A 26,918-nucleotide genomic window follows, 5' to 3' on the forward strand; every position below is an offset into this window, starting at 1 on the left:
CTACTTTCTTGGCGAGACAAGAAAGTAGGTCGCCTCCCCGCAGGGGAGGTGAAACTGCCTTTGACTTTCAGCCTTTGCCTTTGACGTTAAGCCGTTGCCATTGCCATTGCCATTGCCGTTGTAGCTGAAGTCAGAGTCACACCCACTAAACCCCAACCGCAAACCTCGACAAATACCTCACCCCCTCCACAGCCCGGCTCCCGTACCAGGAAACCATCTCCCCATCGATCAGCAAAACCTCCTTGCCAATCTGCCGCTCCAGCGCATCAACATGCGCCTCGGTAAACCGATAGGGCTCGCTGGAAAGCAGGACGAGGTCAATCTCCCGCACCAGCGCGTCGCTCCACCGGAAGCTCGGATACCGCGTCTGCGGCGTATTGGGCCGGCTGCACTCGCCGTCAACACAAGCCTGGGGCATGGCGTCAGCCGAAGGCCACGTCTGCCAGTTCACCAACGCCAGCATCTGGCTGATATAGGTATCGCGCGACACCGTCATCCACGGGTCCTGCCAGATCGCATACAGGACCTTGCGCGCGGGCCACTGCCGGGCACGTACCTGCGCCAGTTCGGCCGCCATGGCGGCGCAGAGCGATTCCGCTTCGGCAAGACGGCCGAAGATGCCGCCAAGCAGCCGGTAGAGCGCCAGGTTGTCCGCGGGCGCACAGGGGTGGGTGACGATCACATGCGGCACAAACGCGCGGATCTCGTCCACCGTCTCGCGCCGGTTCTCGTCGATGTTGACTACTACGTGAGTGGGCGCCAACGCCCGCAGGCGCTCAAGATTGACATCCTTGGTGCCACCCACCTTGGCAACGGCACGCACGGCGGGCTCGGGATGGATGCAAAAGCCGGTGCGCGCCACCATCAGCGGGCCCAGCCCCAGGGCGAACAGCAGTTCGGTAACGGACGGCACCAGCGAGGCAATGCGCACCTCGCCCGTGGCCGGGCCGTGCAGGATGCCGGCTGCGTCCTGCCAGCTCATGGCTGCTTGTCCTGGCTACCTCCCTGCGCGCGCGGCTTGCGCGGCGCCCGGGAGAAGATTGCGTCGTAGAGCCAGCGCGGCATCAGGTGCAGGATGGATGCGACCACGCCCATCTGCCAGGGCACCACGGCAAAGCGGCGCCCTGCGGCAATCGCACGCACCGTCTTGCGGGCGAACACGTCGGCGTCCATCAGGAAGGGCATGCGATAGGGATTGTGCTCGGTCATCGGCGTGCGGATGTAGCCAGGCGCGATAGTGACCACGCGGATGCGCTCGCGGCGCTGTTCCAGGCGCAGGCTCTCCAGCAGCTTGATCACCGCGGACTTGGAGGCGCTGTAGGCACCCCCGCCCGGCAGGCCACGCACGCCGGCCACGCTGGCAATGCCGACCAGCGTGCCGCGCCAGCCGCCGGCACCTGGATCGCGTTCGCGCATGGGCTGCATGAAGGGCTGGAAGGTGGTGAGCACGCCGAACCAGTTGGTGTCCATCACCATGCGGAAGGCTTCGAGGTCCTCGCGCTCGCTGGCGACGGTGCCAACCGATACGCCCGCATTGGCGATCACCACATCGGGGCAACCAAAATGATCGAGGAAGTCCTGGGCGGCGCGCTGCATGGCATCGGCATCGCGCACATCCGCGCCATAGACGCGCACCGCATTGGGATTGGGCAGGGTGCGGGCGAATTCACGCAGCACCTCTTCGCGCCGGCCAACCAGGCCGAGGATGGCGCCTTGCGAGGCGTACTCGCGCGCCAGGGCCTGGCCGAGTCCGCTCGACGCGCCGGTAAGGAAGACTTTCTGTGCTCGCATCGGGAGGGTCCAGGGGTAAGCGCAACATGGTTCATGCCGACCGACCCGCCCTGGCGCGCGCCGGACGCCGCTGCGCCTCGCCGGCGCCGGCGGTGCCGGTCGACCGCTGGTGGCCATCAGCCGGCTCGCGCGTGGCGAGCCCAAAGGCCGTTGGCCGCAGCCCGGGAATTACATCTTCTTGTCGCGCACCTGGCCGACCAGGTAATCCATGGTCTGGATGGCCGTGCCCTTGGTGCCGGCGATGGACGGCGAGGTCACGTACTTGCCCTGCACCACGATGGTCGGCACGCCGTCGATCTTGTAGGCGTCGGCGATCTTGTTGGCGCGTTGCGAATTGGTGGTCACCGAGAACGAGTTGTAAGCATCGAGGAAGGCCTTGCGGTCGATGCCGTTCTTGGCCATGAAGTCGGCGATTTCGTTCGGGTCCAGCATGCGCTTGCGGTCGACGTGGATGGCGTTGAAGACCTTGGTGTGCATGGCGTCCAGCTTGCCGATGGCTTCCAGCGCGTAGAAGATCTTGGTGTGCGGCAGCAGGTCGTCGCGGAAGGCAACCGGCACGCGCTTGAACACCACGTCCTTGCCCTGCTTGCCTACCCAGGCTTCCAGCTCGGGCTCGAAGTCAAAGCAGTGCGGGCAGCCGTACCAGAAGAACTCGGTGACTTCGATCTTGCCCGGCGCGACGGGCTGCGGCGCTTTCAGGACCTGGTATTCCTTGCCCGAGGTGGGCGCGGCTGCCTGCGCGGGCGCGGTCATCAGGAAACCGGTCACAGCGACCAGCGTGGCAAACAAGGTGGCGAGTTTCTTCATGTGGCGCGGCTTTCGAGAATGGGCAATGAGCGTATGACAGCGGCGGGGCAATCCGGTTCAGCGGATCGCCCCGGGTTACCGTTACTGCTTGTTACTGCTTGGTAAAGCGGATGACCGAAGCCTCGAAACCCGACGCCTGCAGCCGGTCGCGAGAACGGTTCATGTCGTCGATCTTGTTGAACGGCCCCAGGCGCACGCGATAAAGCTTGACGCCATTGACATCGCGCTCGGTCACCTTGGCTTCGAACCCCTGCATGGCCAGGTTGGCCTTCTGGCGGTCGGCGTCGTCCTGCGAGCGGAAGGCGCCTACCTGCAGCAGGTAGCCTACCTTGTTGGCATCGGCCTGGGCGATCTCGGCGATCGGGTCGGCGACAGGCTTCTCGGCCGGCTTTTCAGCAGGCTTTTCCGCCGGCTTCTGCGCGGTCTTGTCGGCCGGCTTCTCGGCGGCGGGCCGATCGGCAGGCTTGTCCGCGGGCTTCTCGGCGGCGGGCTTGTCGGCTGGCCGGGTGACGGCTACCGGCGGCTGGCGCTCGGGCGGCTTCACCGTGGTCGGCGCCGGGCCGGACGGCTGCTCGGGCTCAGCGGCGGGCCCGACCGGCTTGGCCGGCGTCTTGCTCCACAGCGGCTTGTTGGGATCGCTTGGCGCTTCCTGCGCCGGAGCGGGCAGGTTGCTGACCACATTGCCGGGCTCGGCCGGCTTCTGCGCGCCCTTTTGCTGGAATGGCGCCGGCGACTTGGTGATGTACAGGGCGACCACTACCGCGATCGCCAGGCCGACGATCAGGCCCAGCACCAGTCCCAGGAACGTACCTCCGCGCTGCGGGGCGCGGCTGGCATTGCGCGGGGTGCGCTTGCGTTGCTGTTGCATGAATTCCTCTAGCGTGATGGCGCGATTATAGAGCCTGCGCCGATCCCGGCATCACTGTGTGGTCAGGGCGATACGGATAAGGCGGCGCCATGAACGGGGGCTTGCCCCCTTCATGGCGCCGGCCTGGCTTACATGCGCTGCGGCGCCGAGACGCCGATGACGGCCAGCCCGTTGCGCAGCACCTGGCGGGTGGCGGCCAGCATCGCCAGGCGAGCCAGCTTGACCGTCTCGTCGTCCACCAGCACGCGGTCGGAGTTGTAGAAGGCGTGGAAATCGCCCGCCAGGTCCCGCAGGTAGAAGGCGACCGCATGCGGCGCCAGTTCACCCGCCGCTGCCGCCAGCATGTCCGGGAAATCGGCCAGGCGCTGGCCCAGCGCAAGCGCCTGCGGGGTAGCGTCGGCGCCGGTCACGGGGGCCAGGTCGGTGCCGGCCAGGGCAGGCAGTTTGGCCTCCCAGTCCGCGCCGCCCCAGGATTCGAAGATCGAGCAGATGCGGGCATGGGCGTACTGCACGTAATACACCGGGTTCTCGTCGTTCTGCTTGAGAGCCAGGTCGACATCGAAGATGAATTCCGTATCGGCCTTGCGCGACAGCAGGAAAAAGCGCACCGCGTCGCGCCCGCGGGTGAAGTGCTCGGGCCAGTCGGCCACGCCGGCTTCCAGGCAGCCGCGGATGGTCTCGCCGCCTTCCGCGCCGTTACTCCACTCGATCAGGTCGCGCACGGTCACATAGGAACCGGCGCGCTTGGAGATCTTGACCTCCTCGCCGTTCTTCATGACGGTGACCATCTTGTGCAGGATGTAGTCGGGGTAGCCTTTGGGGATGCCGATGTCCAGCCCCTGCAGGCCGGCGCGCACGCGGGCGATGGTGCCGTGGTGGTCGCTGCCCTGCACGTTGATCACCTTGGCGAATCCGCGCTCCCACTTGCTGGTGTGGTAGGCCACGTCCGGCACGAAGTAGGTATAGGTGCCGTCGGTCTTGCGCATGACGCGGTCCTTGTCGTCGCCTTCGTCGGTGGTGCGCAGCCACAGGGCGCCTTCGTTCTCGTAGGTCTTGCCCTTGGCCACCAGCGACTGCACTGCGGCTTCGACGCGGCCGTCGCTGTACAGCGAGGACTCCAGGTAGTAGCGGTCGAACTTGACGCCGAAGGCGCGCAGGTCGATGTCCTGCTCGTTGCGCAGGTAAGCCACGGCGAACTTGCGGATCGACTCGATGTCTTCGACCTTGCCGGAGGCCGTCACGGCGTCGCCGTCGGAGGCGCGCACGGTCTTGCCTGCCAGGAAATCGGCAGCGATGTCGGCGATGTAGTCGCCGTTGTAAGCCGACTCCGGCCACGCGGCATCGCCCGGCTTGAAGCCGCGGGCGCGCGCCTGCACAGATACGGCCAGGGTCTGGATCTGCACGCCGGCGTCGTTGTAGTAGAACTCGCGATGCACGGCAAAGCCCTGCCAGTCCAGCAGGTTGGCCAGCGCGTCGCCCAGTGCCGCCTGGCGGCCGTGGCCGACGTGCAGCGGGCCGGTCGGGTTGGCGGAGACGAATTCGACCAGCACCTTGCCGTGCACGCCCTGTGCCTTGGCGCCGTAGCGGTTGCCCTGCTCCAGCACCGCGCGCAGCACATCGGCCTTGGCGGCCGGCGTCAGGCGCAGGTTGATAAAGCCGGGACCGGCGATTTCCAGGCTGGCCACCAGCCCGGCGGTACGCGCGTCGGCCTTGACTGCGTCGACGATCTGCTGGGCCAGTTCCCGCGGGTTGCGCTTGAGCGCGCGGGCAACCTGCATGGCGAGGTTGCAGGCCAGGTCGCCGTGGGCGGCGACCTTCGGACGCTCGAAGACGGCGTCGGGCAGGGCGGTGTCGGCCGGGGCGATTGCGCGCACCGCGTCATTGAACGCAGCGGCAAGATTGGTGGTCTGAACTGGCAGCATGGATGTCGTGGCCCTGAGGCGGTTGTCTGGTGCCGTCGCGGCGGTTCTGCCGCGGCGGCACCGTCACGGGCGGCATGTGGAGGCCGCGCCGCGTGGCAGGCAATGAATTGCAGAACGCAGAATTTTATCAGGTGCTATGCTGACATCATGCAGCAAGCCCAAAACCGGCCATTGCGAGCCCCCTGCCCGGTCCCGGGACAGGCCGCGCGGCCATGGTTTTCGCCCCTGTATTTCGCTGTACGCCAAGGAAAGGAAATATCATGCTGATCACCTTCAAATCCCACGCGTCGCAGGACCTCATCATGATGAGAGACCTTGCCGTGACGCTCCTGGGGATTATCGGCAAGCACCTGGGGGAGCGCGGGGTGATCACCATCGAGGAACTGCCACGCTGCATCCATATACTGGAAGCCGCCGTGACGGACGCCAAGAAGGTGCACCCGGCCGTATCGTCGGTCCACCCCGGCAAGAATGACGATGACAACGAGGAAGAACCCCTGCACCTGGGCCAGCGCGCCTACCCCTTCCTCGACATGCTGCGCGCATCCCAGCGCGAGAGCACCGAGGTGATGTGGGGGGTGTAGGCAGTGCGCCGAATCCCCGCACACTCGTAGATTGACAACAAGGTAGCCGGCACCAGCCGGCACCTTTTCTGCCCTTGCGTTCGCCGCCCCGCGTCCCGCCCCACCCGCGCTCCCTTCTCCTGCTTGCTCGCGCTTCCGGCAAAAAAATGCCCAGCCGCTGATTCGGGCCGGGCGAGCCGGATCAGGAAGCGGATCCGGAAGGGGGAAAGAACTGTGTTGGGTGGGGCGCGGCGAATGCGGCGAATGCAGCACTGCCAGCCTGGCTGGCGGCTAGGCGCTAGCCCTTGTCCAGCATGTCCGCGAGTTCGTCGGCGTGCTCTTCCTCGACCGCCAGGATTTCCTCCAGCATGCGGCGGGTGGTCGAGTCGCGCTCGCCCAGGTACTGCAACATCTCGCGGTAGCTCTCGATGGCGATCCGTTCGGCCACCAGGTTTTCCTTGATCATGTCGGTCAGCGATCCGGCCTCGACATACTCGGCACGGCTGCGCGAAGTCAGGGTGTCCGGCGAGAAGTCCGGCTCCCCGCCCAGTTGCAAGATGCGCGCCGCAATGCGGTCGGCGTGCCCCTGCTCCTCGTCGGAGTGCACCTTGAACTCGGCCGCGACCGGTTCCGCGTGGATGCCCTTGGCCATGAAGAAGTGGCGCCGGTAACGCAGCACGCAGACCAGTTCCGTGGCCAGGGCCTCATTGAGCAGCTTCAGCACGGTGGTCCGGTCCGCATCGTAGTCCTGGGTGACAGCGCCATCCTCGATGTGCTTGCGGGCGCGTTCGCGCAGCGTCTTGACGTCCGACAGGAAGCCCCCGCTCGCGCCTTTCTCATTCCGGGCCTGCTGATCCTTGCCCTTGCCGGCGGTGGGCTTCTCTTTTACGGGGGTGTCCATGACAGTCATGCTCCTGTGGGAATGTTGGGCGATGGCCTCTGAGGGGTCTGCTTCACTGTTTCACGGCTTCACTGCCTCATCAGGGCTGGCAGCAGTGCCTCGGTCAGTCGTTGCGGCTGCGGCTATTCGCTGCCATCAGCAAGCCGACGAAAGCGCCTAGCGCCGCCGCGATACCGATCGCTTTCAACGGCGACGCCAACACGCGCCGCTGCACGCCGTCCACGGCATAGTCGACGCGTTCGCGAGCACGGCTCGCAACGTGGTCGCGCAAGGCGCGCGTACGGTCCTGCAACCGGCGTGCGGCCTGCACTGCCTCGGACGAGCTTTCGCGCCCCAGCACTTCCATGGTTTGCTCGAGCTGGGCAATCAGCCGGCTGACCTCGCCGGCCACGGGCCCCGCGGCTTCGCGGGCGGCGCCGCGCGTATCGCGCGCGGCATGCCGGATCTGGCGCACCGTGCTTTCGGCGCTGTCAGCCAGGTGATTCACTTCTTTGCGGATCTTCGGATTGTTGGTCAGCATTGGCTTATCTCCGTTTGGTCTGATGATGTGCTGTGATGCGGTTCGCGCTGTCTGCCAGGAAGTCAGTAAGTCGGGATCTGCATGAGCAAAGCGGGGCGGCGGCCCTGCCGACCGCCGCCCCGCCCGCGGCGTTCACTGCCATCGCGAAAGCCGCGCCTGACATCCCCTAGCGCCTGACCAGGCTGATCACAAACGTCACCAGCGCAACCACCAGGAAGATGAAGAACAGGATCTTGGCGATCTCGACCGCCCCTGCCGCGATGCCCCCAAAGCCGAATACCGCGGCGATCAGGGCGATGACAAAGAATACGAGTGCGTAGTGCAACATGGTGATGGCTCCCTAAGTGGATTGGGCTGCCGCGCCAGCAGGCGCGCGCTTGGCAAGTGACAGCGACCGGCGATTGCGATTGGCTATTTCACCGCCTTGAACACGGTCACGCCCAGGACAAGGAACAGCACGAACAGCACCAGGAAGATGAAGAACAGGATCTTGGCAATGCCGGCCGCACCGGCAGCAATACCTGTGAACCCCAGCAAGCCGGCGACCACGGAAACCACTGCAAATATCAGCGCCCATTTCAGCATTGACGTTCTCCCTCTTTCTTCCCGAGCTGGCTTGACGCAGGGTGCGCAAGCTCATGGAACCATGGTAGAAAGCAGACCCCCGCCCAGACACCGCAGCCGCACCGATTCGCTTGTCAGCCGAATCCTACAGTCCAAGCACCGGCGCGGCCTCGCGGGCAGCACCGGCGACGCGGCAGGTTGACCGCAGACCGTCGATGTGCTTCCATCGTCGCAGACAGGTGCAAGCCAGGCGCGGCGCCGCATGGTGCGGGAGACGCCGCGCCGGCCAAGCGCCCGACATCGGGAAACGAACATGTTCAAGCAGTCACTGCTGCGCTCGACCTTGCTTCTGGCGGGCGGCATCGTGCTTACCGTGGTGGTGCTGATCGCCTCCGAGGCGGGCAACATCCGCTTGCGCCAGGGCTATACGCAAGTCATCCAGTCGCAGCAGGTACAGGGCCAGATCAACGCCCTGCTCGGCGAGCTGGTCACTGCCGAAGCCGGCCAGCGTGGCTTCCTGCTGACCGGCAAGGAAAGCTACCTCCAGCCGTACTACCAGGCCGTGCCGCGCATCAATGCGCTGATGAGCGCGCTGCGCAACCGCTACGCGGAGGACCCGGAGGCGCTCAAGCTGTTCACCGAGGCCTCCGCCGCCGTCAGCCGCAAGCTCACCGAGATGGACCTGACACTGATCTACGGCAAGCGCGACGTGGAAGTGGCGCTCGACCTGGTGCGCACGGACTTCGGCAAGCAGACGATGGACAACGCGCGGCGCGGGCTGGAGGCCTTGCTGCAGCGCGAGGCCAAATCGGTGTCGCAGAGCCTGGAGTACGCCGACCGCGACCTTGCGCTGTCGCGCTACGGCATCGGCCTGCTGACCGCCATCAATATCGTGCTGCTGATTGTGGTGGGCTTGCAGCATTCGCGCCGCATGGCGGTATCGGAAGCCGAACGCAACGAGCTGGAAGAAGAAAGCGCGCGCCTGGACAGCATGGTGCGCTCGCGCACACGCCAGCTATCGGCGCTGGCATCCCACCTGCAGCGCGTGACCGAGGACGAGAAGACGCGGCTGGCGCGCGAGCTGCACGACGAGCTGGGCTCCATCCTGACCGCCACCAAGCTTGATATGCATTGGGTGCGCCGCCGCATCCAGGACACCCACCCGGATGTGGCGGAAAAGCTCACCCGCGTGATGCTGCACGTGGACCAGGGGATCCAGATCAAACGGCGCCTGATCGAGGACCTGCGGCCCACCGTGCTGCTCAACCTGGGCCTGAAGGAAGCCATCGGTCAGCTGGTGGAGGAAGTGGCGGCGCGCAACCAGTGGGAGGCGGATGTGCAGCTGGCAGAGGCGGTGCCTGCGCTGCGCGACGACGCTGCCATCGCCCTTTACCGTATCGTGCAGGAGTCGCTCACCAACGCCAGCAAGTACGCCGAAGCGCAGCGCGTGTCCATCCGGCTCGATTGCGCCGACGGCACGCTCGAGCTGGCAATCAGCGACAACGGGCGCGGGCTGCCGGCGGACTTCGAATCGCGGCGCTCGGTGGGACACCATGGCCTGCTGGGGATGGAGCAGCGCGTGATCGCGCTGGGCGGCACGCTGGAGCTCCAGTCGGAACCCGGTGCCGGTGTCACCATCCGGGTGGTGGTGCCGCTCACCGATGCCATCGTGGCGCCGCCGCGCGACGATGAGGACGAGCTCGACGGCCTGGGGGACCCCGGCGAGCAGCCGCAGGACGAGCCTACCGGCACGCCGCCGGCCAGCTAGCCGGCCAGCCAAGCAGTGACAAATGGAAAAGGGGCTCCGCGGAGCCCCTTTTCCATTCCTCTTGTCCACCTGTTCTCTGGCCCGGTTGCCATGCAAACGGCATGGCGGCTGGCACCTTACATCTTCTGCTTGGTGCTCTCGGCAGCGCCTTGCACCTTTTCGCCGCCCTTCTCGATGTCCTTGCCGGCACCGGCCATCGTATTGCAACCGGTCACCAGGACCACACCTGCCAGGGCACACAGCGCCATCAGCTTTCTCATGATTCTCTCCTTGCTCTAGGTTGACGCGGCATGGCCGCGATTGGAACTGCCGGTACTGACAATACGGTCGATATGGTCGATATGGTCGATATGGTCGATATGGTCAAGATCGTCGATACGCATTCAGCCATCTGCCTGCGCGTACTCCTCGATCACCCGGAACACCTGCTCGAGCTCGAGCGACTTGTCAAAGAAATAGTCCGCCCCGGCCTCGGCGCACTGCCGCCGGTATGTAGGCACCTGGGCATGATTGGTGTAAACGATGCGGATGCCCGACACCTCGGTCTTCTGCAAGGCGCGCAGCACGTTGATACCGTTGCCCTGCCGCAACTGCAGGTCAACGATGACGACCTCGTACTTGCCCGCCTCGTAGAGGCGCAGCGCTGAGCTTTCGGTATCCGCCCAATCCACGACTTCGATAAACGGAAACGCGTTCAGGTATTCAAGCAACATACCCCGCAGTACCGCTGAGTCCTCGATTAGCAGGACCCGCAGCGCGCGATACGAGGGGGCCGCAGCTTGATCCAACATGATTCCATGGTAGCAACAGAGTACAGGGAGAGACCATCGGCGTCCGTCCTACAGCAGCGTCTGGCAAACGCGGCCGAGTGCCGTGGAATGCGCCTTGCCTTTGCGGCGCCTACTCCACCAGGCCGTTCTTGATCGCGTAGTAGGTCAGGTCGGCATTGGTCTTCATGCCCATTTTTTCCAGGATGCGCGAGCGATAGGTGCTGACCGTCTTGACGCTCAGGAACAGCTCCTCGGCGATCACCGAGACCGACTGCCCGCGCGAGAGCTTGCAGAAGATCTGGAACTCGCGCTTGGACAAGGTCTGGTGCAGCGGCTGGTTGGTGGGCTTGTCAAGCCCGCCGATAAGCAGGTCCGCCACGTTGGCGCTGACGTAGCGCCGGCCCTGGGCCACGGTGCGGATGGCCTTGACGAGATCGTCGGGCGCGCTTTCCTTGGTCAGGTAGCCGGAAGCGCCCGCGCGGATCAGGTTGATGGCGTACTGGTCTTCCGGGTAGGTGGAGAGGATCAGCACCGGCAGGTCGGGATGGCGCTGGCGCAGCAGCTTGAGCACGTCGATGCCGTTGCGGTCGGGCATCGAGATATCGAGCACCACCACATCGAACTCGAACTCACGCAGCCGAATCATGACTTCGTCGCCGCTGGCTGCCTCGCCCTCCACCCGGATATCGGGCTCGTCGGCAATGAACTGCCGCAGACCGGCGCGCACGATCTGGTGATCGTCGGCGATCAAAACGCGAATCATGATGTCTCCCTGGGCATGGATGCACCAGCTCTCAGGAGCGGCCGGGCTAATGCATTGTAGTGCTTACAAAACCGCCCGACTGTCGGTGTAAGACTGACAGGCTCCCAACTGGCCGCACCAATGAAAAAGGGACGGGGTGGACCCGTCCCTGTGCTCCAGCATGCCAGTCTTGCCGGCATGGCCAGGCTTACTGGACCTTGGTCGCCGCGCCAGCGTCGGCGGCCGCGCTGGTGTCGGTCGCTGCCTCGCCCTTCTTGGCCTTGGCGTGGCTGCTGTGCTTCTTGGTCTTAGCAGTGGACTTGGCGTGCGTGCCGGCGGCGGCGTCGGCCTTGGCGTCCACGCCCTTGTCGGCGCTGGCCGAAGCGCCCAGGCCAGCGTTCACGCCTGCGCTGGCGGCTGCACCCTTGTCGGCGGGCGCGCTGATCGCGGGCGCCGCCATGGCGCCGGTGGCGCCAGCCTTCGCATCAACGCCAGTTCCTTGTGCCATGGCCAGCGAGGAAGCGGCAGCGATCGAGAGAGCGGAAAGGGAGATCAGCAGTTTGTTCATGGAGAGGCTCCTAGCAGTTTGCGCCGCTGCGAAACATTCGCTGCGGTGTTCACTTGATGTGAGCCCTCAGTCTAGGGACGCAGAGCCGCGCGGTCTGTTAGGAGATGTAATGCCTTGTAAGGAGTAGTGAAGAACTTACAAAGGCACATGGATGCGCTTAAAGAGGCTTTTCCCTGCTTGCCCAATGGCTTGCGATGGCACAGCGGCGCAAAACGCCGCCGCGCCGGCACGCAAGCGGTTACAGGTTTGGCGCGAGCGCGCGCTCCAGCACGCTGCGTTCCTCGCCGCGGCGCGCCACCATATCGTCCAGCTGGTCCTCGCCGATCTTGCCGACCGAAAAATACGTCGACTCCGGATGCGCCAGGTAGAAGCCGCTCACCGATGCGGCCGGCGTCATCGCCAGCGAGTCGGTGATGCCCATGCCGATCTCGGCGGCGTTGAGGAACTCGAACATCGGCGCCTTGACCGTATGCTCCGGGCAGGCCGGATAGCCCGGCGCCGGACGGATGCCGCGATAGGTCTCGGCGATCAGTTGCTCGTTGGTCAGCACTTCGCCAGCGTCGTAGCCCCACAGGTCGCGGCGCACGCGCTCGTGCAGGCATTCGGCAAAGGCTTCGGCCAGACGGTCGGCCAGGGACTTCAGCATGATCGCGCTGTAGTCGTCATGGTCGGCCTCGAACTGGGCTTCCTTCTTGTCCACGCCGATGCCCGCGGTGACGGCGAACACGCCGATGTAGTCGGCAATGCCGCTGTCCTTGGGCGCAACGAAGTCGGCCAGGCAGCGGTTGGGGCGCATCACGCCATCGATCACCGGGCGCTCGCTTTGCTGGCGCAGGTTGTGCCAAGTCAGCGCGACCTTGCTGCGGGTCTCGTCGGTGTAGATCTCGATATCGTCGTCGTTGACGGCGTTGGCCGGCAGCAGGGCCAGCACACCGTTGGCCGTCAGCCAGCGGCCCTGGATCAGGCGCGACAACATGGCCTTGCCGTCGGAGAACACGCGGCGGGCGGATTCGCCGACGATCTCGTCATTGAGGATGTCGGGGAATTTGCCGGCCAGGTCCCACGTCTGGAAGAACGGGGCCCAGTCGATATAGTTGGCGAGCTCCGTCAGGTCGTAGTTGCGGAAGATGCGCCGGCCGATGAATTTCGGCTTGGGTGGCACGTAGGCGCTCCAGTCCACCGGCGTCTTGTTGGCGCGGGCCTTGGCCAGCGACACCATCGGCGTGGCCTTCTTGTTGGCGTGCTGGTGGCGGATGCGTTCGTAGTCGGTCTTCAGCTCGTCCAGGTACCTGGCCGCGCCATCGTCGGACAGCAGGCTGGACGCCACGCTGACCGAGCGCGAGGCGTCCGGCACGTAGACCACGGGGCCTTCGTAGTGGGGCGCGATCTTGACCGCGGTGTGCACGCGCGAGGTGGTGGCGCCGCCGATCAGCAGCGGGATCTTCTTGATGCGGAAATAGTCGTCGCGCTGCATCTCGGAGGCGACGTAGGCCATTTCCTCAAGTGACGGCGTGATCAGCCCGGACAGGCCGACGATGTCCGCGCCCTCGACCTTGGCGCGCGCCAGGATCTCGTTGCACGGGACCATCACGCCCATGTTGACCACTTCGAAGTTATTGCACTGGAGCACCACCGAGACGATGTTCTTGCCGATGTCGTGCACGTCGCCCTTGACGGTGGCGATGACGATCTTGCCGCGTGCCTTGACGTCGCCGCCGGCCTCGGCCAGCAGGCGCTTTTCTTCCTCGATGTAGGGCAACAGGTGAGCCACGGCCTGCTTCATCACGCGGGCGCTCTTGACCACCTGCGGCAGGAACATCTTGCCGGCGCCGAACAGGTCGCCCACGATATTCATGCCATCCATCAGCGGGCCTTCGATCACCTCGATCGTGCGCCCGCCGCGCGCTTCCACCTGTTGGCGCACTTCCTCGGTGTCTTCCACGATAAAGGTGGTCAGGCCATGCACCAGCGCGTGCGACAAGCGGTCGGCCACCGGCACCGGGTTCTCCGGGGTGCCGCGCCACAGCAGGTTTTCTTCTTTCTTCGCGCCGCCGCCCTTGTAGCGGTCGGCGATCTCCAGCAGGCGGTCGGTGCTGTCCTCGCGGCGGTTGAGCACCACGTCTTCCACGCGCTCGCGCAGCTCGGCGTCGAGCTGGTCGTACACGCCGAGCTGGCCGGCGTTGACGATGCCCATGTCCATGCCCGCCTTGATGGCGTGGTACAGGAACACGGTGTGGATGGCTTCGCGCACCGCGTCGTTGCCACGGAACGAGAACGATACGTTGGACACGCCGCCGCTGACCTTGGCGTACGGCAGGTTCTGCTTGATCCAGGCGGTGGCTTCGATGAAGTCCACCGCGTAGTTGTTGTGCTCTTCGATGCCGGTCGCCACCGCGAAGATGTTCGGGTCGAAGATGATGTCTTCGGGCGGGAAGCCGACTTCATTGACCAGGATGTCGTAGCTGCGCTTGCAGATCTCGGTCTTGCGGGCAAAGGTGTCAGCCTGGCCCTGCTCGTCGAAGGCCATCACCACGGACGCGGCGCCGTAGCGGCGGATCAGCTGGGCGTGATGGCGGAACTGTTCCTCGCCCTCCTTGAGCGAGATCGAGTTGACCACGGGCTTGCCCTGCACGCATTTCAGGCCGGCCTCAATCACTTCCCACTTGGACGAGTCCAGCATGATGGGCACGCGCGCGATATCGGGCTCGGAGGCGATCAGGTTGAGGAACCTCACCATGGCCGCCTTGGAGTCCAGCATGGCTTCGTCCATGTTGATGTCGATGATCTGCGCGCCGTTCTCGACCTGCTGGCGGGCTACCACCAGCGCATCGTCGAACTGGCCGTTCAGGATCATGCGGGCGAAGGCCTTGGAGCCGGTGACGTTGGTGCGCTCGCCGACGTTGACGAAGAGCGTGTCTTCATCGATGGTGAAAGGCTCGAGGCCGGATAGGCGCATCGGGCGCGGCGGCAGGGTATCGTTGGTCATGGCTTGATCTTGTTCTGTAGGCTCGCGATGCGAGTTCAGGCGGCGTCGCGGTACTGGCTGGGCCAGGCGCGCGGCTTCTTGCTGGCCACGCGCTCGGCGATGGCGGCGATGTGCTCGGGCGTGGTGCCGCAGCAGCCGCCCACCAGGTTCACCAGGCCGGACGCGGCGAACTCCTCCACCAGCGACGACGTGACCTCCGGGGTTTCGTCGAAGCCGGTATCGCTCATCGGGTTAGGCAGGCCGGCGTTCGGATAGCACGACACAGCCGCGTCGCAGATCTTGGCCAGTTCGGCAATGTAGGGGCGCATCAGCGTGGCGCCGAGCGCGCAGTTCAGGCCGAAGGTGATCGGGCGGGCGTGGCGCAGGCTGTTCCAGAAGGCTTCCACCGTCTGGCCGGAGAGAATGCGCCCGGAGGCGTCGGTGACCGTGCCGGAGATCATCACGGGCAGGCGCTCGCCGGTGTCTTCGAACAGTTGGTCGATGGCGAACAGCGCGGCCTTGGCATTGAGCGTGTCGAAGATGGTTTCCACCAGGAACACGTCGGCACCGCCTTCCAGCAGACCCTTGCCCTGCTCGTAGTACGAGTGGCGCAGCTCTTCGAAGGTCACGTTGCGCGCGCCCGGGTCGTTCACGTCCGGCGAGATGCTCGCGGTCTTGGGCGTGGGGCCGAAGGCGCCGGCCACAAAGCGCGGCTTGTCAGGCGTGCTGTACTTGTCGCAGGCCTCGCGCGCCAGCCGGGCCGCAACGACGTTCATCTCGTACGCCAGGTCCGCCATCTTGTAATCTTCCTGGGCCACGCCCGTCGCACCAAATGTATTGGTCTCGATCAGGTCGGCACCGGCGGCCAGGTATTGCTCGTGGATCTCGCTGATGACCTGCGGGCGGCTCAGCAGCAGCAGTTCGTTATTGCCCTTGACGTCGACATGGTGCCCGGCGAAACGCTCGCCGCGGTAATCCGCCTCGGTCAGCTTGTAGCGCTGGATCATGGTGCCCATGGCACCATCCAGGATCAGGATGCGCTCGCGCAGCAGGGCCGGCAGGTTGGCCGCCCGGGTGTAGGGACGCGCGGGAGGAAGCGAGGCGGAACGTGGGGCGGCGCTCATGTGGGGCTCGACAGCAAGGGAAAAGACTGCGATTTTATCAGTTACATCAATGGTTTGCGGAATAACGGCAGCATCCGGGCGGTGCAGCCAACGGCGCCCGCGGGTTGCCGCGCGGCACCGCCCGGCCCTACACTGGGCACATTCGCCCTCATTCCCATTAACGGAAAGCCTTGCCCATGCAACACCTCAGCCCCGGCGACGCCCAAACGCTCCTCAGCGAGTCGCCCGATGCGCTCTTCATCGATTGCCGCAGCGAAATGGAGTACCTCTTCGTCGGGCACCCCAAGGGGGCACACAACGTGCCCTGGAACGATGGCCCCGACTGGGAGGTGAACCCGCATTTCGTGCAGTCGGTGAAGAAGCTCGCTGGCCAGGCATCGGCGCGCCCGGTGCTGCTGATCTGCCGCAGCGGCAACCGCTCGACGGCCGCCGCGCGGGCCCTGGAGGGCGCCGGGTTCTCTACCGTCTACAACGTGCTGCATGGCTTCGAGGGCGACCTCGACGCCGAGCGCCACCGCAATACGCTCAACGGCTGGCGCCATGCCGGGCTGCCCTGGGAGCAGTATTAACAGTAATGAATGACCGGAAGCTGGCCAGGAACAGGGGCCGGGAACAGATCCTGAAAGCACAAAGCCTGATAGCAAGAAGCCCGCGCACTGCGCGGGCTTCTTGCTATTTCCTCTATGGCTTGGCTTGCCGGCCCGTCACGCGACGCAAAGCTGGCAAAGGCAACCGCGGAGCCTAGTGCATCACTAGCGGGTGAATCATCACTGTATCGAACTTGCCAAGGAAATCATCCACCTCTTCCACCGACGGCTCGCTTTCGATCAGACGCGTCACGTCCGCGCGAAAGCTCTCGGCCATCTGGCCACCGAGGAAAATCTCGCGTTTCAGGTTCTTGTCCACGATTTCATAGCCGCCAGAGGCAAGAGGCGCATGCTCGACATCCGCACCAAACTCGACAATGCAGTAATTGTCGCTGTTGTAGATCATTTGCATGGCATACCTCCTGGCTGTCATGGGTCAAGCGGCGGGCGACTGATTATTTCGAAAACCGGCACACTGGCCGGTTGCCCTCCGCGATTTCACCTCCAAGCTGAGGGTGTTTGCCGTGTTTTCAAGTTCTGCTTCGGCAAACCGCAGGTATTAAGCGTTCCCTCACTACATTGGGCAACGGCCATCCCAGCAAGTTCTTGAGTTTGGTGGGAAAGCTATCGCCCACTGTTCCGCCCTGAGCGCCAAGGTTCGTCTCAGGGTACATCGCACTGTGCGCCGCAAGCCGCATTGCCAAGGAAAGCATCCAGCACGCAATGAAAGCGGTCCGCCTGCTCGATATGGGCAAGGTGCGCGGCGTGAGGCAGGATTTCGAGCCGGGCACCGGGAATGGCGGCGGCAATCTCGCTTGCCATCGCCGGCGGCGCCCCCAGGTCTTCCTCGCCGGCCACTACCAGGGTAGGACAATGAATCCGCGAAATCGCCCCGGCGAGGTCAAATGCCATGATGGCCTGGCTGGTTCCGACGTAACCGTGCACGGGCGTGGCCAGCAGCATCTCGCGCACGCGGGCTACCTCCTGCGGATGCGCCCCCCCGAATGCCGCGCTGAACCAGCGCTGCATGGTGCTGTCGGCAACGCCCGCCATGCCGTGCGCTTCCACATGGCCGATGCGCTCATGCCACATCGGGTGGCCATCCAGCGGCGTGCGGTTGACGGTCGCGACCAGGGTCAGTGACAGCAAACGCTCGGGATGGCGCACGGCCGCGGTCTGGCCGATCATGCCGCCTACCGAGACCCCGACGAAATGCGCGGCCGGCACCTCCAGCACATCCATCAGGCAGGCCACGTCGTCGGCCAGGCGGATCATCGAGTAGGCGCCGATCGGCGCATCGCTCTGGCCGTGCCCGCGCAGGTCGTAGCGCAGCACGCGATAGCGCGGCGCCAGGTGGCGCGCCGTGGCATCCCACAAGGTGTGATTGGCGCCCAGCGCATGCGCCAGGACTACCCAGGGGCCGTCGCCCCCGTCGATGCGCACATGCAGGCTGATATCGCCCACGCGCACGCGGCGGGTCTCGGATGGTGGCAGGGTGGCGCTCATGACGGGTCTCCGGTTGTTGGTGAAAACACGGTGAACCACAGCGGCGGCCGATGCCGCGGCATGCGGACGGGCTTAAGACGGCCTCAAGACAGCTAGCAGGCTCAGCGCAGCGGCTCGCTGTCGCGATAGACGAGCTCGATCTGCGTGCCGTCAGGCTCCGTCTGCCGCAGCTTCACAGGCATCCACTGCAGCGACTGCGCCAGCCACACTTCCACGCGCCGGCGATCATTGGCATGGCGCGGCAGCCGCACGAAATGCTTGGCCCGCACCGCGCCATGGCCGGTATCCACGTCCTCTTCCCCCACATACTGCACCTGCATGGGCTCCAGGTCACGCGTATCCGCCACCTCGAAGGTTTCCGTCACGCCCGGCGTGGCGTAGCGCTGCGGATTGCCCCGCACAAGCCCCACCAGTTGCAGGAACACGCTGAAACGGTCCTGGCCCGCGGCCGGCAACGGCTCCTGCTTGCCGCGCCCCTCGAAGACGAGCGTGCCGGCGGCACGATCGAAGCGAGCCGCCTCGACGCGGTTACGGCGGCTCTCCTCATAGCGCTCTGGCGCGAGGCCGCGCTCGTTGAGCGCGCCGGTGCTGTGAAAGGCGAAGCGGAACCACAACACCCGTGTCTCCACCGCAAGTTGGTAGTGCGCGCCGTCTTGCTGCCAGCGGATCAGGCCATCCGGGTTCTGCACGCCATTGACGAAGCTGGCGTAGTGCAGCAGCGTGGATGGGGGCGCCGAGTAGCGGACGTTGTCAGGGGGCGCCGCGGCCTGCGCGGCCGCCGGCGCGGATGCGGGCGCCGCACTGCTCCCGGCGCCACCAGCGGCGCTCGCCATGGAAGGGCCGGCGCCAGGCGTGGCAAGCAGCGCTGGCGCCTCAGGGGTGGCGGGTGCTTCAACCGGGGGCTCAGGCGTGGGTGTGGGCTCGGCGCGCGCCGCCGGGGGCCGCTTTGGTGCGGCCGGGGCCGGGCGTGGCGGCGCTACGGGTACCGGTGGCGCCGGCGGCGGCAGCAGGATGGCTTCGAGCGGCGGCGGCGCGGTCGGGTCCCGCGGGAGCCCGGGCATATGCAGCAGGCCCAGCACCGCCAGCAGGTGGGCGGCCAGCACCAGCGCAAGCGCCGCCGCCCAGCGCAGGCGGCGCGAGGTAGGCTTACGGGGAAGGGCCGTTCGGCCCGCTCGTCGGGCTGCCACCAAGATAACCAAGCTCCGAAGAAATCTGCCGGGCAATATCGCGTACATGACGGTCGACCGCACCGCCCCATTCTGCATCGAATACGCTCTGCGCGCCCAGCACGATCAGCGCCATCGCCACGTGGCCGTTGGCGTCGAACACCGGCATCGAAAACGCATTGATGCCCGGCAGCACGCCGCCTTTGACGCGCGCCGCGCCATGGGCGCGAACGTCGTCGCAGACCACGTCATAGTCGGCCAGCGAGCGCGGCAGGTCCGGAATATCGTCATGGCCGCGCTCCGCCAGTTCCCGTTCGACCAGCGGCCGCGTCTGTTGTTTCGGCAGGTAGGCGCCGTACAGCCTGCCAGTGGCAGAGTTGAGCATGGGCATCACGTCGCCCAAGCGCAGGCTGACCGTGACCGGGTGGCTGGATTCTTCCCAGTGCACGATGGTCGGGCCGTGGTTGCCCCAGACAGCGATGCCAATGGTCTGGTCCATCTCGTCGCGCAATTGCGACAGGATCGGGCGGGCCTTCTTGACCGGATCGAGCCGATTGAGGCCGGCGAGGCCCAGTTGCAGTGCGAACGGCCCGAGATCGTAGCGCCCGCCAACCGGGTCCTGCACCACCACGCCGAGCCGCTGGAAGCTGACCAGGTAGCGATGCGCCTTGGCCGGATTCATGTCGGCGGCGGCGGCGAGGTCGCGCAGCATCATGGCGCGCGGCGATGCCGCCAGCGCCTGCAGCAGCTTGAAGCCGACCTCGATCGACTGGATGCCGGAACGCAGCTTGGAATCGTCTTCTTCAAGTTCGGTCATGCGGCAACGGGAGGCAAGAAATTGGAAAAGAAGTGCATCAGTCACACATACCGGCTACGCGCGCGCAAAGCAATCATGCAGTCCAGTCCATGAATTTACTATAGCGAAATCGATTTACCAATTTTTAAACCGTCGGTAGACTTTGAGCGCACCTTTGAGCGCACATATACAGGTCGGGGCGAATCGATATCTTCGGCACCGGCCAATACCGGCGCGGGCATGCCGCCATGCAATCCAGATGGCGCGGCGCCGCCGCTTTCTACAGGAGACGAAGATGACCCGCCTTTCCCCCTTCGGCCAACGCCTCGCCCTGCAAGCATGGCGTGCCTGCGCGGCGCCGCTGCTAGCCGCGCTGACGCTGAGCGCCTCCGCGTTTCAGCCCGCCTGCGCCGCCGACAACTGGCCTACCCAGCCGATCCGCTGGGTCGTGCCCTATCCGGCGGGAGGCGGCACCGACGTAGTGGCGCGCACGCTGGGCCAGGCCATCACGCCGGCGCTAGGCCAGCAGGTGGTGATCGACAACCGTCCGGGCGCGGCCACCATCGTCGGCGCCGACGCGGTGGCGCACAGCAAGCCCGATGGCTACACGCTGCTGACCGCCGATACCGCCACCCTGGCGGCCAATCCGTCGCTGTATAAGAAGCTGCCCTACAACGCCGACAAGGACTTCGTGCATGTAGGGATGGTGGCGCGCTTTCCGCTGATCCTGGTGGCAACGCCGAACTTCCCGGCGCGCACGCTCAAGGAAGCCATCGAATACGTGCAGAAGAACCCCGGCAAGGTGAATTTCGCCTCGCCGGGCGCGGGCAGCCCGCACCACCTGGCCATGGAGCTGTTCATGGACCAGACCAAGAGCAGGATGACCCACGTGCCCTACAAGGGCGCCGCGCCGGCGGTGCAGGACCTGCTCGCCGGCCAGGTCGAACTGATGTTCCTTGACCTCGCCTCCGGCCAGCAGAACGTGGCGGCCGGGAAGGTGCGCGCGCTGGGCGTGGCCACGCCCAAGCGCTTGACTGCGCTGCCCTCGGTGCCGACGGTGGCCGAAGCCGGCGTGCCCGGCTTCGAAGCCTATGCCTGGCAAGGCGTGGTGGCGCCGGCCGGCACCCCCAAGCCGGTAGTGACCCGCCTGAACGCCGAGCTGGTGAAGGCGCTCAAGAGCGCCGATGTGCAGAAACGCTTCGAAGGCATCGGCGTGGAGCCGGTCTCCAGCACGCCCGAGGAATTCGCGCAGTACGCGCATGCCGAAGCCGAGCGCTGGGGCAAGCTGATCAAGGCCAAGGGCATCACGGTAGACTAGCGGGCTGCTTTTTCTGCTTTTTCCGCTTGATCTGCTTTTTTCCTAACGCACCGCATACATGAAACTCGCCACCCTCAAGGACGGCTCGCGCGACGGCCAGCTCGTGGTTGTCTCGCGCGACCTGAAGACCGCCCACTACGTCAACGATGTCGCCGGCAAGCTCCAGACCGTGCTGGATGACTGGAACTTCTACGCGCCGCAGCTGCAGGACGTCTACGATGCCCTGAACGCGGGCCGCGCGCGCCACCCCTTCGCCTTCGACCCCAGGGCATGCATGGCACCGCTGCCGCGCGCCTACCAGTGGGCCGACGGCTCCGCCTACGTCAACCACGTGGAACTGGTGCGCCGCGCGCGCGGCGCCGAGATGCCGCCGGAATTCTGGACCGATCCGCTCATGTACCAGGGCGGCTCCGACGACATGATCGGCCCGCATGACGATATCGTGTGCGCCAGCGAAGCCTTCGGCATCGACTTCGAGGCCGAGGTCGCCGTCATCACCGGCGACGTGAAGATGGGCGCCAAGCCCGAGCAGGCCGCCGACGCCATCCGGCTGATCATGCTGGCCAACGATGTATCCCTGCGCAACCTGATCCCCGCCGAGCTGGGCAAGGGCTTCGGCTTCTTCCAGAGCAAGCCGGCTACCGCCTTCTCGCCGGTGGCGGTCACGCCCGACGAACTGGGCGAAGCCTGGCGCGAGCGCCGCGTGCACCTGCCGATGACCGTCCACTGGAATAGCAAGAAGGTGGGTGCGCCCGACTGCGGCACCGACATGGTGTTCGATTTCGGCCAGCTCATCGCCCATATCTGCAAGACGCGCAATGTGCGCGCAGGCAGCATCGTCGGCTCCGGCACCATCTCCAACGTCGACCGCAGCAAGGGCTACTGCTGCATCGCCGAGAAGCGCATGCTGGAGATCATCGACGGCGGCCAGCCGGTCACGGGCTTCATGAAGTTCGGCGACGCGGTCAAGATCGAGATGTTCGATGCGCAAGGCCGCTCGGTGTTCGGCGCGATCGACCAGCTGGTGTCGGCGAAGGGCTGAGGCTGAGGCTATAGGGAGCGCCGCGGGCCACGCTGTTTGCCGCTGGCCGCGCGGCGATGGGAGTGCTTATAATTGACCGACCGAACGGTTGGCTAATTGCCGTCGACTGCGCCAGGCAGCCACCGGCGGCGACCCGGGCCGTTTTTCGCGGCCCGGCCCCCACGCGTCACCAAGGAATGGCCCCGGCCATCGCTGCCCCATGACCGCAATCCCTCCGCAAGCGCCCACGCCTTCGTCCACCCCGCTAGCGTCCGGCACGGACAACGTGGACGACGCGCCGTTGTCGCCACGCTACGACCGCTACCAGGCACTGACCCTGCGCCGGCATGGCCCCATCCTCGAGATCGTGATGGGTGCGCAACAGTCCGCCAACCGCAAGCTGGCCACAGCCGATGCCAGTATGCACCGCGAGCTGGCGGAGATCTGGCGCGACGTGTCGGCCGATCCGGACGTGCGCGTGGCGCTGATCCGCGGCGAAGGCAAAGGCTTTTCGGCCGGCGGCGACCTGTCCCTGGTGGAAGACATGGCCAACGATTTCGCCACCCGCACCCGCGTGTGGCACGAGGCCCGGGACCTGGTCTACAACGTGATCAATTGCGACAAGCCGATCGTGTCGGCCATGCACGGCCCGGCGGTCGGCGCTGGGCTGGTGGCTGGCCTGCTGGCCGATATCTCGATCGCGGCCAGGACCGCGCGCATTGTCGATGGCCATACACGCCTGGGCGTGGCGGCGGGCGACCATGCCGCAATCGTGTGGCCCCTGCTGTGCGGGATGGCCAAGGCCAAGTACTATCTGATGCTGTGCGAGTCGGTGAGCGGCGAAGAGGCCGAGCGCATCGGGCTGGTGTCGCTGACCGTGGACGAAGCGGAACTGGTCGAGCGCGCCTTCGACGTGGCGCGCCGGCTGGCGGCCGGGTCGCAGACGGCGATCCGCTGGACCAAGTACGCGCTGAATAACTGGCTGCGCATGGCGGGCCCCTCGTTCGATGCCTCGCTGGCACTGGAATTCATGGGCTTTGCCGGCCCCGATGTGCAGGAAGGCGTAGCCAGCCTGCGGCAAAAGCGGCCGCCGCAGTTCGAGTAACGCAGGTAGTTCCGATCAATGCAGTTCCGCAGCCGGCGCCGCCGGCTGCCGACCCCCGGAGGCGAGACCATGTTCGGCCAGATTCCAGATTTCACCAACGGCTTCGAGTTCCTGCGCAAGATGTGGGGCAGTGCCGCCGGCATGCCCGGCGGCCTGATGCCTGGCCTGCAGGCCATGACCCCACCGATGAACCTGGAGGACGTCGACAAGCGCATCCATGACCTCAAGGCCGTGGAAGGCTGGCTGCAGCTCAACACCAACCTGCTGCGCACTACCATCCAGGGCCTGGAAGTGCAGCGCGCCACGCTGGTGGCGCTGCAGACCATCGGCACCGCGCTCTCGCCGGAGGCGATGCAAAGCGCGATGGAAAACGTGGCGCGCGCGGCCAACTCGCCCAGCGCGGCACCCTACCAGCAACCCGCCGAGCCCCCTGCGGCCAAGCGCGTCTGGCCCGAGCCCACGGTCGAGGAAAACGAGGACGAGGAAGACAACGGCCCCGATGCGCCCGAAGCTGGCCAGGCGCAAGAGCCGGCCGCAGCATCCGGCCACGCTGCCGGCCCGGGTGACGTCACCCCGCCGGATGCCAGCCTGTGGTGGGATGTGCTGCAGCAGCAGTTCAACCAGATCGCCAGCAGCGCCGCCACCGCCAGCATGTCGCCGTTTGGAAATCTCGGCAACTTGGGCGCCTTTGGCATGCCTGGCACGGCCGCGCCGCAAGCCGCTCCCGCCCCCGCCGCCAAGCCCGAAGGCAAGGCGCCGGCCAGCAAGGCCAGGCCGGCCCACAAGCCGGCCAGCAAGGCAGCCGGCACCAAGGCCGGGGCCAAGCCGGCCGCCAAACCCGCGCCCAAGGCCACGCGTCCGGCCAGCAAGAAATCCGCGGCGGCCAAGCCCGCCGAGCCGCAAGGCAGCGCCAACGGCTCGACCGATACTTCCGGCGAGCCGTCCTGAGCCTGAGCCGCATCTGAGCCACGCGACGCCAGGGGAACCCCGTGATCCAACTTTGGAGCCGACGCCTGCGGTGAAGACCACCTCGCTGATCATGATGGGTGGCGGTGCCCGCGCCGCCTACCAGGCCGGTGTGTTGCGCGGCCTCGCACGCATCGCCGCGCAGCACGGCCGCGATCGTGGCCGCATTCCCTTCGACATCATTTGCGGCACGTCGGCCGGCGCCATCAACGGCGCCGGCATGGCGATCAACGCGGCCAACTTCCGCGCCGCGGCCGATAGCCTGGCCGCGTTGTGGAGCGGCATCCATGCCGAGGATGTTTACCGCACCGGCATCGTCGGCGTGGGTGCATCCGGCGCGCGGTGGCTCTCCGCGCTGGCCTTCGGCTGGGCCATCCGGCGCGCGCCGCGGGCGCTGTTCGACAACGCGCCGCTGGGCGGCCTGCTCAGCGAGCTGTTCGACCCCGAGCGCGTGCAGGCCAGCCTGGACGCCGGCGACCTCCAGGCCTTTGCCGTGACGGCGCTGTCCTATACCACCGGGCGCCACGTCACTTTCTACCAGTCACACCGCCGCATCCATCCGTGGCGCCGCAGCCAGCGGCTGGCCGTGGAAGCCAGGATCGGCGTGGACCACCTCCTGGCGTCCTCCTCTATCCCCTTCCTGTTCCCCGCGCTGCCGCTGGAGCTCGAAGGCCACCATGAGTGGTTCGGCGACGGCACCATGCGCCAGATGTCGCCCTTGTCGCCGGCCATCCACCTGGGCGCATCTCGCATCCTGGCCATCGGCGCGGCCTCCCGCCAGCGTCCCGGCTGGTTCGACACCGTGCCGGCCGGCGGCTACCCGTCGCTGGCGCAGGTAGGCGGCCAGGCCCTGGCCAGCATCTTCCTCGACGGCCTCTCCGCTGACCTGGAACGGCTGCAGCATATCAACAGCCTGCTCTCGCGCATGCCGGAGATCGCCAACGACAGCGAAGGCTGGCGCCCGGTGCAGGTGATGACGATCTCGCCCAGCGAGCCCATCGAATCCATTGCCGCGACGCATGTGCAACAGCTGCCCCGCACCGTGCGCGCCCTGCTGACGCCGTTGGGCGGCACAGAAGCGCGCGGCGCCGCCTTTGCCAGCTACCTGCTGTTCGAGCCCGAGTTCACCCAGGCCCTGATCGACCTGGGCGAGAAAGACGCCCTGGCGCAACAGCATGAACTCGCGGCGTTCCTCTATGACGTCATCCCGCCCGATTATGGCAACGACACGAACGCAACGCCCGCACGGACGGTTACACTTGATGTCGAACCACCCGCCGGTGTGACGGCCTGACTTATGACCGCAACAGGTTTGCCGCATCGCCGGACCTCGTGCAGAGCAACGCATACTGCTCTTTTTCGCACCAGTAAAAGCAAGGAAAGGCGCGATATTCGCCCATAAATTGGGCATCGTGCAGGTTCAGCCGCAAACACCCCCTTCTTTTGCGCTTAAAAAGCGCATTGGGAATAATTCGCATCTGGTAGAATCTGCCCGTAATTTCAAAGGCTTACCATGCTCTACCCCGAACTGTTCAAATCGCTGGAAGCGGTACGTTGGCACATGGACAAGGACATCCCCTGGGATTCCTTCGATCCGAGCCTGCTCACTGACGACCAGGCCAAGACGATCCGCATGAATGCCATCACGGAATGGTCGGCCCTGCCCGCCACCGAGATGTTCCTGCGCGACAACCGCCACGATTCCGACTTTTCGGCCTTCATGAGCATCTGGTTCTTTGAAGAGCAGAAGCATTCGCTGGTGTTGATGGAATACCTGCGCCGCTTCCGCCCGGACCTGGTGCCGACCGAAGAAGAGCTGCACGCCGTGCGCTTCGAGTTCGACCCGGCCCCGCCGCTGGAAACCCTGATGCTGCATTTCTGCGGCGAGATCCGCCTCAACCACTGGTACCGCCGTGCGGCCGAATGGCACACCGAGCCGGTGATCAAGCAGATCTACCGCACCCTGTCGCAGGATGAAGCCCGCCACGGCGGCGCCTACCTGCGCTACATGAAGAAATACCTGAACCAGTTCGGCGACAGCGCCCGCTCGGCCTTCGCCAAGATCGGCGTGCTGATGGCCTCCGCCCGCCGCACTGAAAAGCCGCTGCACCCAACCAACCTGCACGTCAACAAGGCGTTGTTCCCCAACGACACCATCCAGTCGCGCCTGCCGGACCCGGACTGGCTCGAGCACTGGCTCGACGAGCAGATCCGCTTCGACGAAGGCTGGGAGAAGAAGGTGATCGAGCGGATCCTGCACAATATGTCGCTGCTGTTCGAGCGCACTTTCGAGACCGTGCAGGATTTGAACCGATATCGGAAGGAATTGAATGTGCGGTTGCAGGCGGCGGGTGATGCGCAGCCGGCGCAGGCATAAGGTTGGTTTTTTGGCTGGGGGTGTAGTTTTGGCGCCTTCGGCGGGACGGGCCCCATCGGATGATGGGGTTTTGTTTTTTTTGGGGTGTTGGGTTGTGGCTGCAACGGCTTAACGTCAACTTCAACAGCAGTTTCACCACCCCTGCGGGGCGGCGACCTACTTTTTTGTCTTGCCAAAAAAGTAGGCAAAAAAGGCGCGCCGGA

General features: G+C 65.7%; 28 protein-coding genes. 9 read left to right on the plus strand and 19 right to left on the minus strand.

The genetic code is table 11. The annotated features are described in order from the left end of the window. Positions 1-145: 145 nt before the first annotated feature. The 5 genes from AC1RQK_RS39540 to argS all read right to left on the minus strand — a co-directional run bounded on the left by AC1RQK_RS39540 (position 146) and on the right by argS (position 5,388). The gene (locus AC1RQK_RS39540; RefSeq protein ID WP_492375998.1) at positions 146-982 is read right to left on the minus strand and encodes a helical backbone metal receptor; all 837 of its coding nucleotides are present in this window, start codon (positions 980-982) and stop codon (positions 146-148) included. Then, entirely contained in the window at positions 979-1,791 is an 813-nt protein-coding gene (locus tag AC1RQK_RS39545; RefSeq protein ID WP_043342912.1) for an SDR family oxidoreductase, read from the minus strand. The genes AC1RQK_RS39540 and AC1RQK_RS39545 overlap by 4 nt, the downstream gene beginning before the upstream one ends. A 168-nt stretch (positions 1,792-1,959) precedes the next feature. After that, positions 1,960-2,598, minus strand: coding sequence for a thiol:disulfide interchange protein DsbA/DsbL (locus AC1RQK_RS39550; RefSeq protein ID WP_150992515.1), 639 nt, complete (start codon positions 2,596-2,598; stop codon positions 1,960-1,962). Positions 2,599-2,689: 91 nt separating this feature from the next. Next, positions 2,690-3,466, minus strand: a complete 777-nt coding sequence (locus AC1RQK_RS39555) for an SPOR domain-containing protein (RefSeq protein ID WP_492815029.1) — start codon at positions 3,464-3,466, stop codon at positions 2,690-2,692. A 128-nt stretch (positions 3,467-3,594) separates the two neighbouring features. Continuing rightward, a complete protein-coding gene (gene argS / locus AC1RQK_RS39560; RefSeq protein WP_174428342.1) occupies positions 3,595-5,388 on the minus strand; it encodes an arginine--tRNA ligase in 1,794 nt (597 codons plus the stop codon). A gap of 260 nt (positions 5,389-5,648) precedes the next feature. On the opposite strand from argS, the gene AC1RQK_RS39565 reads away from it, so the two are divergent. Further along, positions 5,649-5,972 (plus strand): DUF1840 domain-containing protein, encoded by a 324-nt coding sequence (locus tag AC1RQK_RS39565; RefSeq protein ID WP_174428343.1) that lies wholly within the window; start codon positions 5,649-5,651, stop codon positions 5,970-5,972. Between the two features lie 277 nt (positions 5,973-6,249). Here AC1RQK_RS39565 and AC1RQK_RS39570 read toward each other — a convergent pair whose 3' ends face one another. The 4 genes from AC1RQK_RS39570 to AC1RQK_RS39585 all read right to left on the minus strand — a co-directional run bounded on the left by AC1RQK_RS39570 (position 6,250) and on the right by AC1RQK_RS39585 (position 7,957). Then, positions 6,250-6,852 carry a ferritin-like domain-containing protein gene (locus AC1RQK_RS39570; protein WP_492815032.1) on the minus strand — a complete coding sequence of 201 codons (603 nt, stop codon included), beginning with the start codon at positions 6,850-6,852 and terminating at the stop codon, positions 6,250-6,252. Positions 6,853-6,955: 103 nt separating this feature from the next. Further along, on the minus strand, positions 6,956-7,372 hold the full coding sequence (locus tag AC1RQK_RS39575) for a glycine zipper domain-containing protein (protein ID WP_492375995.1): 417 nt from the start codon (positions 7,370-7,372) through the stop codon (positions 6,956-6,958). A 166-nt stretch (positions 7,373-7,538) separates the two neighbouring features. Then, on the minus strand, positions 7,539-7,700 hold the full coding sequence (locus tag AC1RQK_RS39580) for a DUF1328 domain-containing protein (RefSeq protein ID WP_150992526.1): 162 nt from the start codon (positions 7,698-7,700) through the stop codon (positions 7,539-7,541). 83 nt (positions 7,701-7,783) lie between these two features. Beyond that, a complete protein-coding gene (locus AC1RQK_RS39585; RefSeq protein WP_035859073.1) occupies positions 7,784-7,957 on the minus strand; it encodes a DUF1328 family protein in 174 nt (57 codons plus the stop codon). A gap of 292 nt (positions 7,958-8,249) precedes the next feature. Here AC1RQK_RS39585 and AC1RQK_RS39590 point away from each other — a divergent pair, with 292 nt between their 5' ends. Beyond that, entirely contained in the window at positions 8,250-9,704 is a 1,455-nt protein-coding gene (locus AC1RQK_RS39590; protein ID WP_492375993.1) for a CHASE3 domain-containing protein, read from the plus strand. Between the two features lie 116 nt (positions 9,705-9,820). On the opposite strand, the gene AC1RQK_RS39595 is transcribed toward AC1RQK_RS39590, so the two are convergent. From AC1RQK_RS39595 to AC1RQK_RS39620, 6 genes are all read right to left on the minus strand, one after another. Next, positions 9,821-9,964, minus strand: coding sequence for an entericidin A/B family lipoprotein (locus AC1RQK_RS39595; protein WP_035859076.1), 144 nt, complete (start codon positions 9,962-9,964; stop codon positions 9,821-9,823). Positions 9,965-10,087: 123 nt separating this feature from the next. Further along, positions 10,088-10,495, minus strand: coding sequence for a response regulator (locus tag AC1RQK_RS39600; protein ID WP_492815036.1), 408 nt, complete (start codon positions 10,493-10,495; stop codon positions 10,088-10,090). 109 nt (positions 10,496-10,604) lie between these two features. Continuing rightward, complete coding sequence (locus AC1RQK_RS39605; protein WP_492375991.1) at positions 10,605-11,237, minus strand: response regulator; 633 nt, start codon at positions 11,235-11,237, stop codon at positions 10,605-10,607. A 187-nt stretch (positions 11,238-11,424) separates the two neighbouring features. Beyond that, positions 11,425-11,784 carry a hypothetical protein gene (locus AC1RQK_RS39610; RefSeq protein WP_492375990.1) on the minus strand — a complete coding sequence of 120 codons (360 nt, stop codon included), beginning with the start codon at positions 11,782-11,784 and terminating at the stop codon, positions 11,425-11,427. A 238-nt stretch (positions 11,785-12,022) separates the two neighbouring features. Continuing rightward, a complete protein-coding gene (metH, locus tag AC1RQK_RS39615; RefSeq protein ID WP_492375989.1) occupies positions 12,023-14,770 on the minus strand; it encodes a methionine synthase in 2,748 nt (915 codons plus the stop codon). Between the two features lie 35 nt (positions 14,771-14,805). After that, positions 14,806-15,873: a homocysteine S-methyltransferase family protein gene (locus AC1RQK_RS39620; protein ID WP_492375988.1), complete on the minus strand. Its 1,068-nt coding sequence runs from the start codon at positions 15,871-15,873 to the stop codon at positions 14,806-14,808. 176 nt (positions 15,874-16,049) lie between these two features. Here AC1RQK_RS39620 and AC1RQK_RS39625 point away from each other — a divergent pair, with 176 nt between their 5' ends. Then, positions 16,050-16,442 carry a rhodanese-like domain-containing protein gene (locus AC1RQK_RS39625; protein ID WP_006161304.1) on the plus strand — a complete coding sequence of 131 codons (393 nt, stop codon included), beginning with the start codon at positions 16,050-16,052 and terminating at the stop codon, positions 16,440-16,442. A 172-nt stretch (positions 16,443-16,614) separates the two neighbouring features. Here AC1RQK_RS39625 and AC1RQK_RS39630 read toward each other — a convergent pair whose 3' ends face one another. From AC1RQK_RS39630 to AC1RQK_RS39645, 4 genes are all read right to left on the minus strand, one after another. Further along, positions 16,615-16,872 (minus strand): BTH_I0359 family protein, encoded by a 258-nt coding sequence (locus AC1RQK_RS39630; RefSeq protein ID WP_006161303.1) that lies wholly within the window; start codon positions 16,870-16,872, stop codon positions 16,615-16,617. 251 nt (positions 16,873-17,123) lie between these two features. Next, complete coding sequence (gene pcaD, locus AC1RQK_RS39635) at positions 17,124-17,966, minus strand: 3-oxoadipate enol-lactonase (protein WP_492375987.1); 843 nt, start codon at positions 17,964-17,966, stop codon at positions 17,124-17,126. A gap of 101 nt (positions 17,967-18,067) precedes the next feature. Continuing rightward, a complete protein-coding gene (locus tag AC1RQK_RS39640) occupies positions 18,068-19,153 on the minus strand; it encodes a DUF3108 domain-containing protein (RefSeq protein ID WP_492815040.1) in 1,086 nt (361 codons plus the stop codon). Then, positions 19,113-19,949 carry an IclR family transcriptional regulator gene (locus AC1RQK_RS39645; protein ID WP_492375985.1) on the minus strand — a complete coding sequence of 279 codons (837 nt, stop codon included), beginning with the start codon at positions 19,947-19,949 and terminating at the stop codon, positions 19,113-19,115. The genes AC1RQK_RS39640 and AC1RQK_RS39645 overlap by 41 nt, the downstream gene beginning before the upstream one ends. A gap of 274 nt (positions 19,950-20,223) precedes the next feature. Here AC1RQK_RS39645 and AC1RQK_RS39650 point away from each other — a divergent pair, with 274 nt between their 5' ends. The 6 genes from AC1RQK_RS39650 (at position 20,224) to AC1RQK_RS39675 (ending at position 26,715) form a co-directional block, all read left to right on the plus strand. Beyond that, positions 20,224-21,246 carry a Bug family tripartite tricarboxylate transporter substrate binding protein gene (locus tag AC1RQK_RS39650; protein WP_492815042.1) on the plus strand — a complete coding sequence of 341 codons (1,023 nt, stop codon included), beginning with the start codon at positions 20,224-20,226 and terminating at the stop codon, positions 21,244-21,246. A gap of 58 nt (positions 21,247-21,304) precedes the next feature. After that, positions 21,305-22,288 (plus strand): fumarylacetoacetate hydrolase family protein, encoded by a 984-nt coding sequence (locus tag AC1RQK_RS39655; RefSeq protein WP_183032119.1) that lies wholly within the window; start codon positions 21,305-21,307, stop codon positions 22,286-22,288. Between the two features lie 199 nt (positions 22,289-22,487). Next, on the plus strand, positions 22,488-23,372 hold the full coding sequence (locus AC1RQK_RS39660; RefSeq protein ID WP_492815044.1) for an enoyl-CoA hydratase/isomerase family protein: 885 nt from the start codon (positions 22,488-22,490) through the stop codon (positions 23,370-23,372). Between the two features lie 69 nt (positions 23,373-23,441). Continuing rightward, positions 23,442-24,320 (plus strand): PhaM family polyhydroxyalkanoate granule multifunctional regulatory protein, encoded by an 879-nt coding sequence (locus tag AC1RQK_RS39665; RefSeq protein ID WP_492375983.1) that lies wholly within the window; start codon positions 23,442-23,444, stop codon positions 24,318-24,320. 91 nt (positions 24,321-24,411) lie between these two features. Next, the gene (locus AC1RQK_RS39670; RefSeq protein WP_492815046.1) at positions 24,412-25,632 is read left to right on the plus strand and encodes a patatin-like phospholipase family protein; all 1,221 of its coding nucleotides are present in this window, start codon (positions 24,412-24,414) and stop codon (positions 25,630-25,632) included. 219 nt (positions 25,633-25,851) lie between these two features. Next, positions 25,852-26,715 (plus strand): ferritin family protein, encoded by an 864-nt coding sequence (locus AC1RQK_RS39675; RefSeq protein ID WP_492375982.1) that lies wholly within the window; start codon positions 25,852-25,854, stop codon positions 26,713-26,715. Positions 26,716-26,918: the final 203 nt, after the last annotated feature.

It is taken from the genome of Cupriavidus sp. GW822-FHT02D05 (assembly GCF_058802485.1).

What these genes read in the sequence shown, in the direction of transcription:
- AC1RQK_RS39540 (WP_492375998.1), bottom strand. Translation starts at nt 982, where the DNA reads ATGAGCTGGCAGGACGCAGCCGGCATCCTGCACGGCCCGGCCACGGGC.
- AC1RQK_RS39545 (WP_043342912.1), bottom strand. Translation starts at nt 1,791, where the DNA reads ATGCGAGCACAGAAAGTCTTCCTTACCGGCGCGTCGAGCGGACTCGGC.
- AC1RQK_RS39550 (WP_150992515.1), bottom strand. Translation starts at nt 2,598, where the DNA reads ATGAAGAAACTCGCCACCTTGTTTGCCACGCTGGTCGCTGTGACCGGT.
- AC1RQK_RS39555 (WP_492815029.1), bottom strand. Translation starts at nt 3,466, where the DNA reads ATGCAACAGCAACGCAAGCGCACCCCGCGCAATGCCAGCCGCGCCCCG.
- argS (WP_174428342.1), bottom strand. Translation starts at nt 5,388, where the DNA reads ATGCTGCCAGTTCAGACCACCAATCTTGCCGCTGCGTTCAATGACGCG.
- AC1RQK_RS39565 (WP_174428343.1), top strand. Translation starts at nt 5,649, where the DNA reads ATGCTGATCACCTTCAAATCCCACGCGTCGCAGGACCTCATCATGATG.
- AC1RQK_RS39570 (WP_492815032.1), bottom strand. Translation starts at nt 6,852, where the DNA reads ATGGACACCCCCGTAAAAGAGAAGCCCACCGCCGGCAAGGGCAAGGAT.
- AC1RQK_RS39575 (WP_492375995.1), bottom strand. Translation starts at nt 7,372, where the DNA reads ATGCTGACCAACAATCCGAAGATCCGCAAAGAAGTGAATCACCTGGCT.
- AC1RQK_RS39580 (WP_150992526.1), bottom strand. Translation starts at nt 7,700, where the DNA reads ATGTTGCACTACGCACTCGTATTCTTTGTCATCGCCCTGATCGCCGCG.
- AC1RQK_RS39585 (WP_035859073.1), bottom strand. Translation starts at nt 7,957, where the DNA reads ATGCTGAAATGGGCGCTGATATTTGCAGTGGTTTCCGTGGTCGCCGGC.
- AC1RQK_RS39590 (WP_492375993.1), top strand. Translation starts at nt 8,250, where the DNA reads ATGTTCAAGCAGTCACTGCTGCGCTCGACCTTGCTTCTGGCGGGCGGC.
- AC1RQK_RS39595 (WP_035859076.1), bottom strand. Translation starts at nt 9,964, where the DNA reads ATGAGAAAGCTGATGGCGCTGTGTGCCCTGGCAGGTGTGGTCCTGGTG.
- AC1RQK_RS39600 (WP_492815036.1), bottom strand. Translation starts at nt 10,495, where the DNA reads ATGTTGGATCAAGCTGCGGCCCCCTCGTATCGCGCGCTGCGGGTCCTG.
- AC1RQK_RS39605 (WP_492375991.1), bottom strand. Translation starts at nt 11,237, where the DNA reads ATGATTCGCGTTTTGATCGCCGACGATCACCAGATCGTGCGCGCCGGT.
- AC1RQK_RS39610 (WP_492375990.1), bottom strand. Translation starts at nt 11,784, where the DNA reads ATGAACAAACTGCTGATCTCCCTTTCCGCTCTCTCGATCGCTGCCGCT.
- metH (WP_492375989.1), bottom strand. Translation starts at nt 14,770, where the DNA reads ATGACCAACGATACCCTGCCGCCGCGCCCGATGCGCCTATCCGGCCTC.
- AC1RQK_RS39620 (WP_492375988.1), bottom strand. Translation starts at nt 15,873, where the DNA reads ATGAGCGCCGCCCCACGTTCCGCCTCGCTTCCTCCCGCGCGTCCCTAC.
- AC1RQK_RS39625 (WP_006161304.1), top strand. Translation starts at nt 16,050, where the DNA reads ATGCAACACCTCAGCCCCGGCGACGCCCAAACGCTCCTCAGCGAGTCG.
- AC1RQK_RS39630 (WP_006161303.1), bottom strand. Translation starts at nt 16,872, where the DNA reads ATGCAAATGATCTACAACAGCGACAATTACTGCATTGTCGAGTTTGGT.
- pcaD (WP_492375987.1), bottom strand. Translation starts at nt 17,966, where the DNA reads ATGAGCGCCACCCTGCCACCATCCGAGACCCGCCGCGTGCGCGTGGGC.
- AC1RQK_RS39645 (WP_492375985.1), bottom strand. Translation starts at nt 19,949, where the DNA reads ATGACCGAACTTGAAGAAGACGATTCCAAGCTGCGTTCCGGCATCCAG.
- AC1RQK_RS39650 (WP_492815042.1), top strand. Translation starts at nt 20,224, where the DNA reads ATGACCCGCCTTTCCCCCTTCGGCCAACGCCTCGCCCTGCAAGCATGG.
- AC1RQK_RS39655 (WP_183032119.1), top strand. Translation starts at nt 21,305, where the DNA reads ATGAAACTCGCCACCCTCAAGGACGGCTCGCGCGACGGCCAGCTCGTG.
- AC1RQK_RS39660 (WP_492815044.1), top strand. Translation starts at nt 22,488, where the DNA reads ATGACCGCAATCCCTCCGCAAGCGCCCACGCCTTCGTCCACCCCGCTA.
- AC1RQK_RS39665 (WP_492375983.1), top strand. Translation starts at nt 23,442, where the DNA reads ATGTTCGGCCAGATTCCAGATTTCACCAACGGCTTCGAGTTCCTGCGC.
- AC1RQK_RS39670 (WP_492815046.1), top strand. Translation starts at nt 24,412, where the DNA reads ATGATGGGTGGCGGTGCCCGCGCCGCCTACCAGGCCGGTGTGTTGCGC.
- AC1RQK_RS39675 (WP_492375982.1), top strand. Translation starts at nt 25,852, where the DNA reads ATGCTCTACCCCGAACTGTTCAAATCGCTGGAAGCGGTACGTTGGCAC.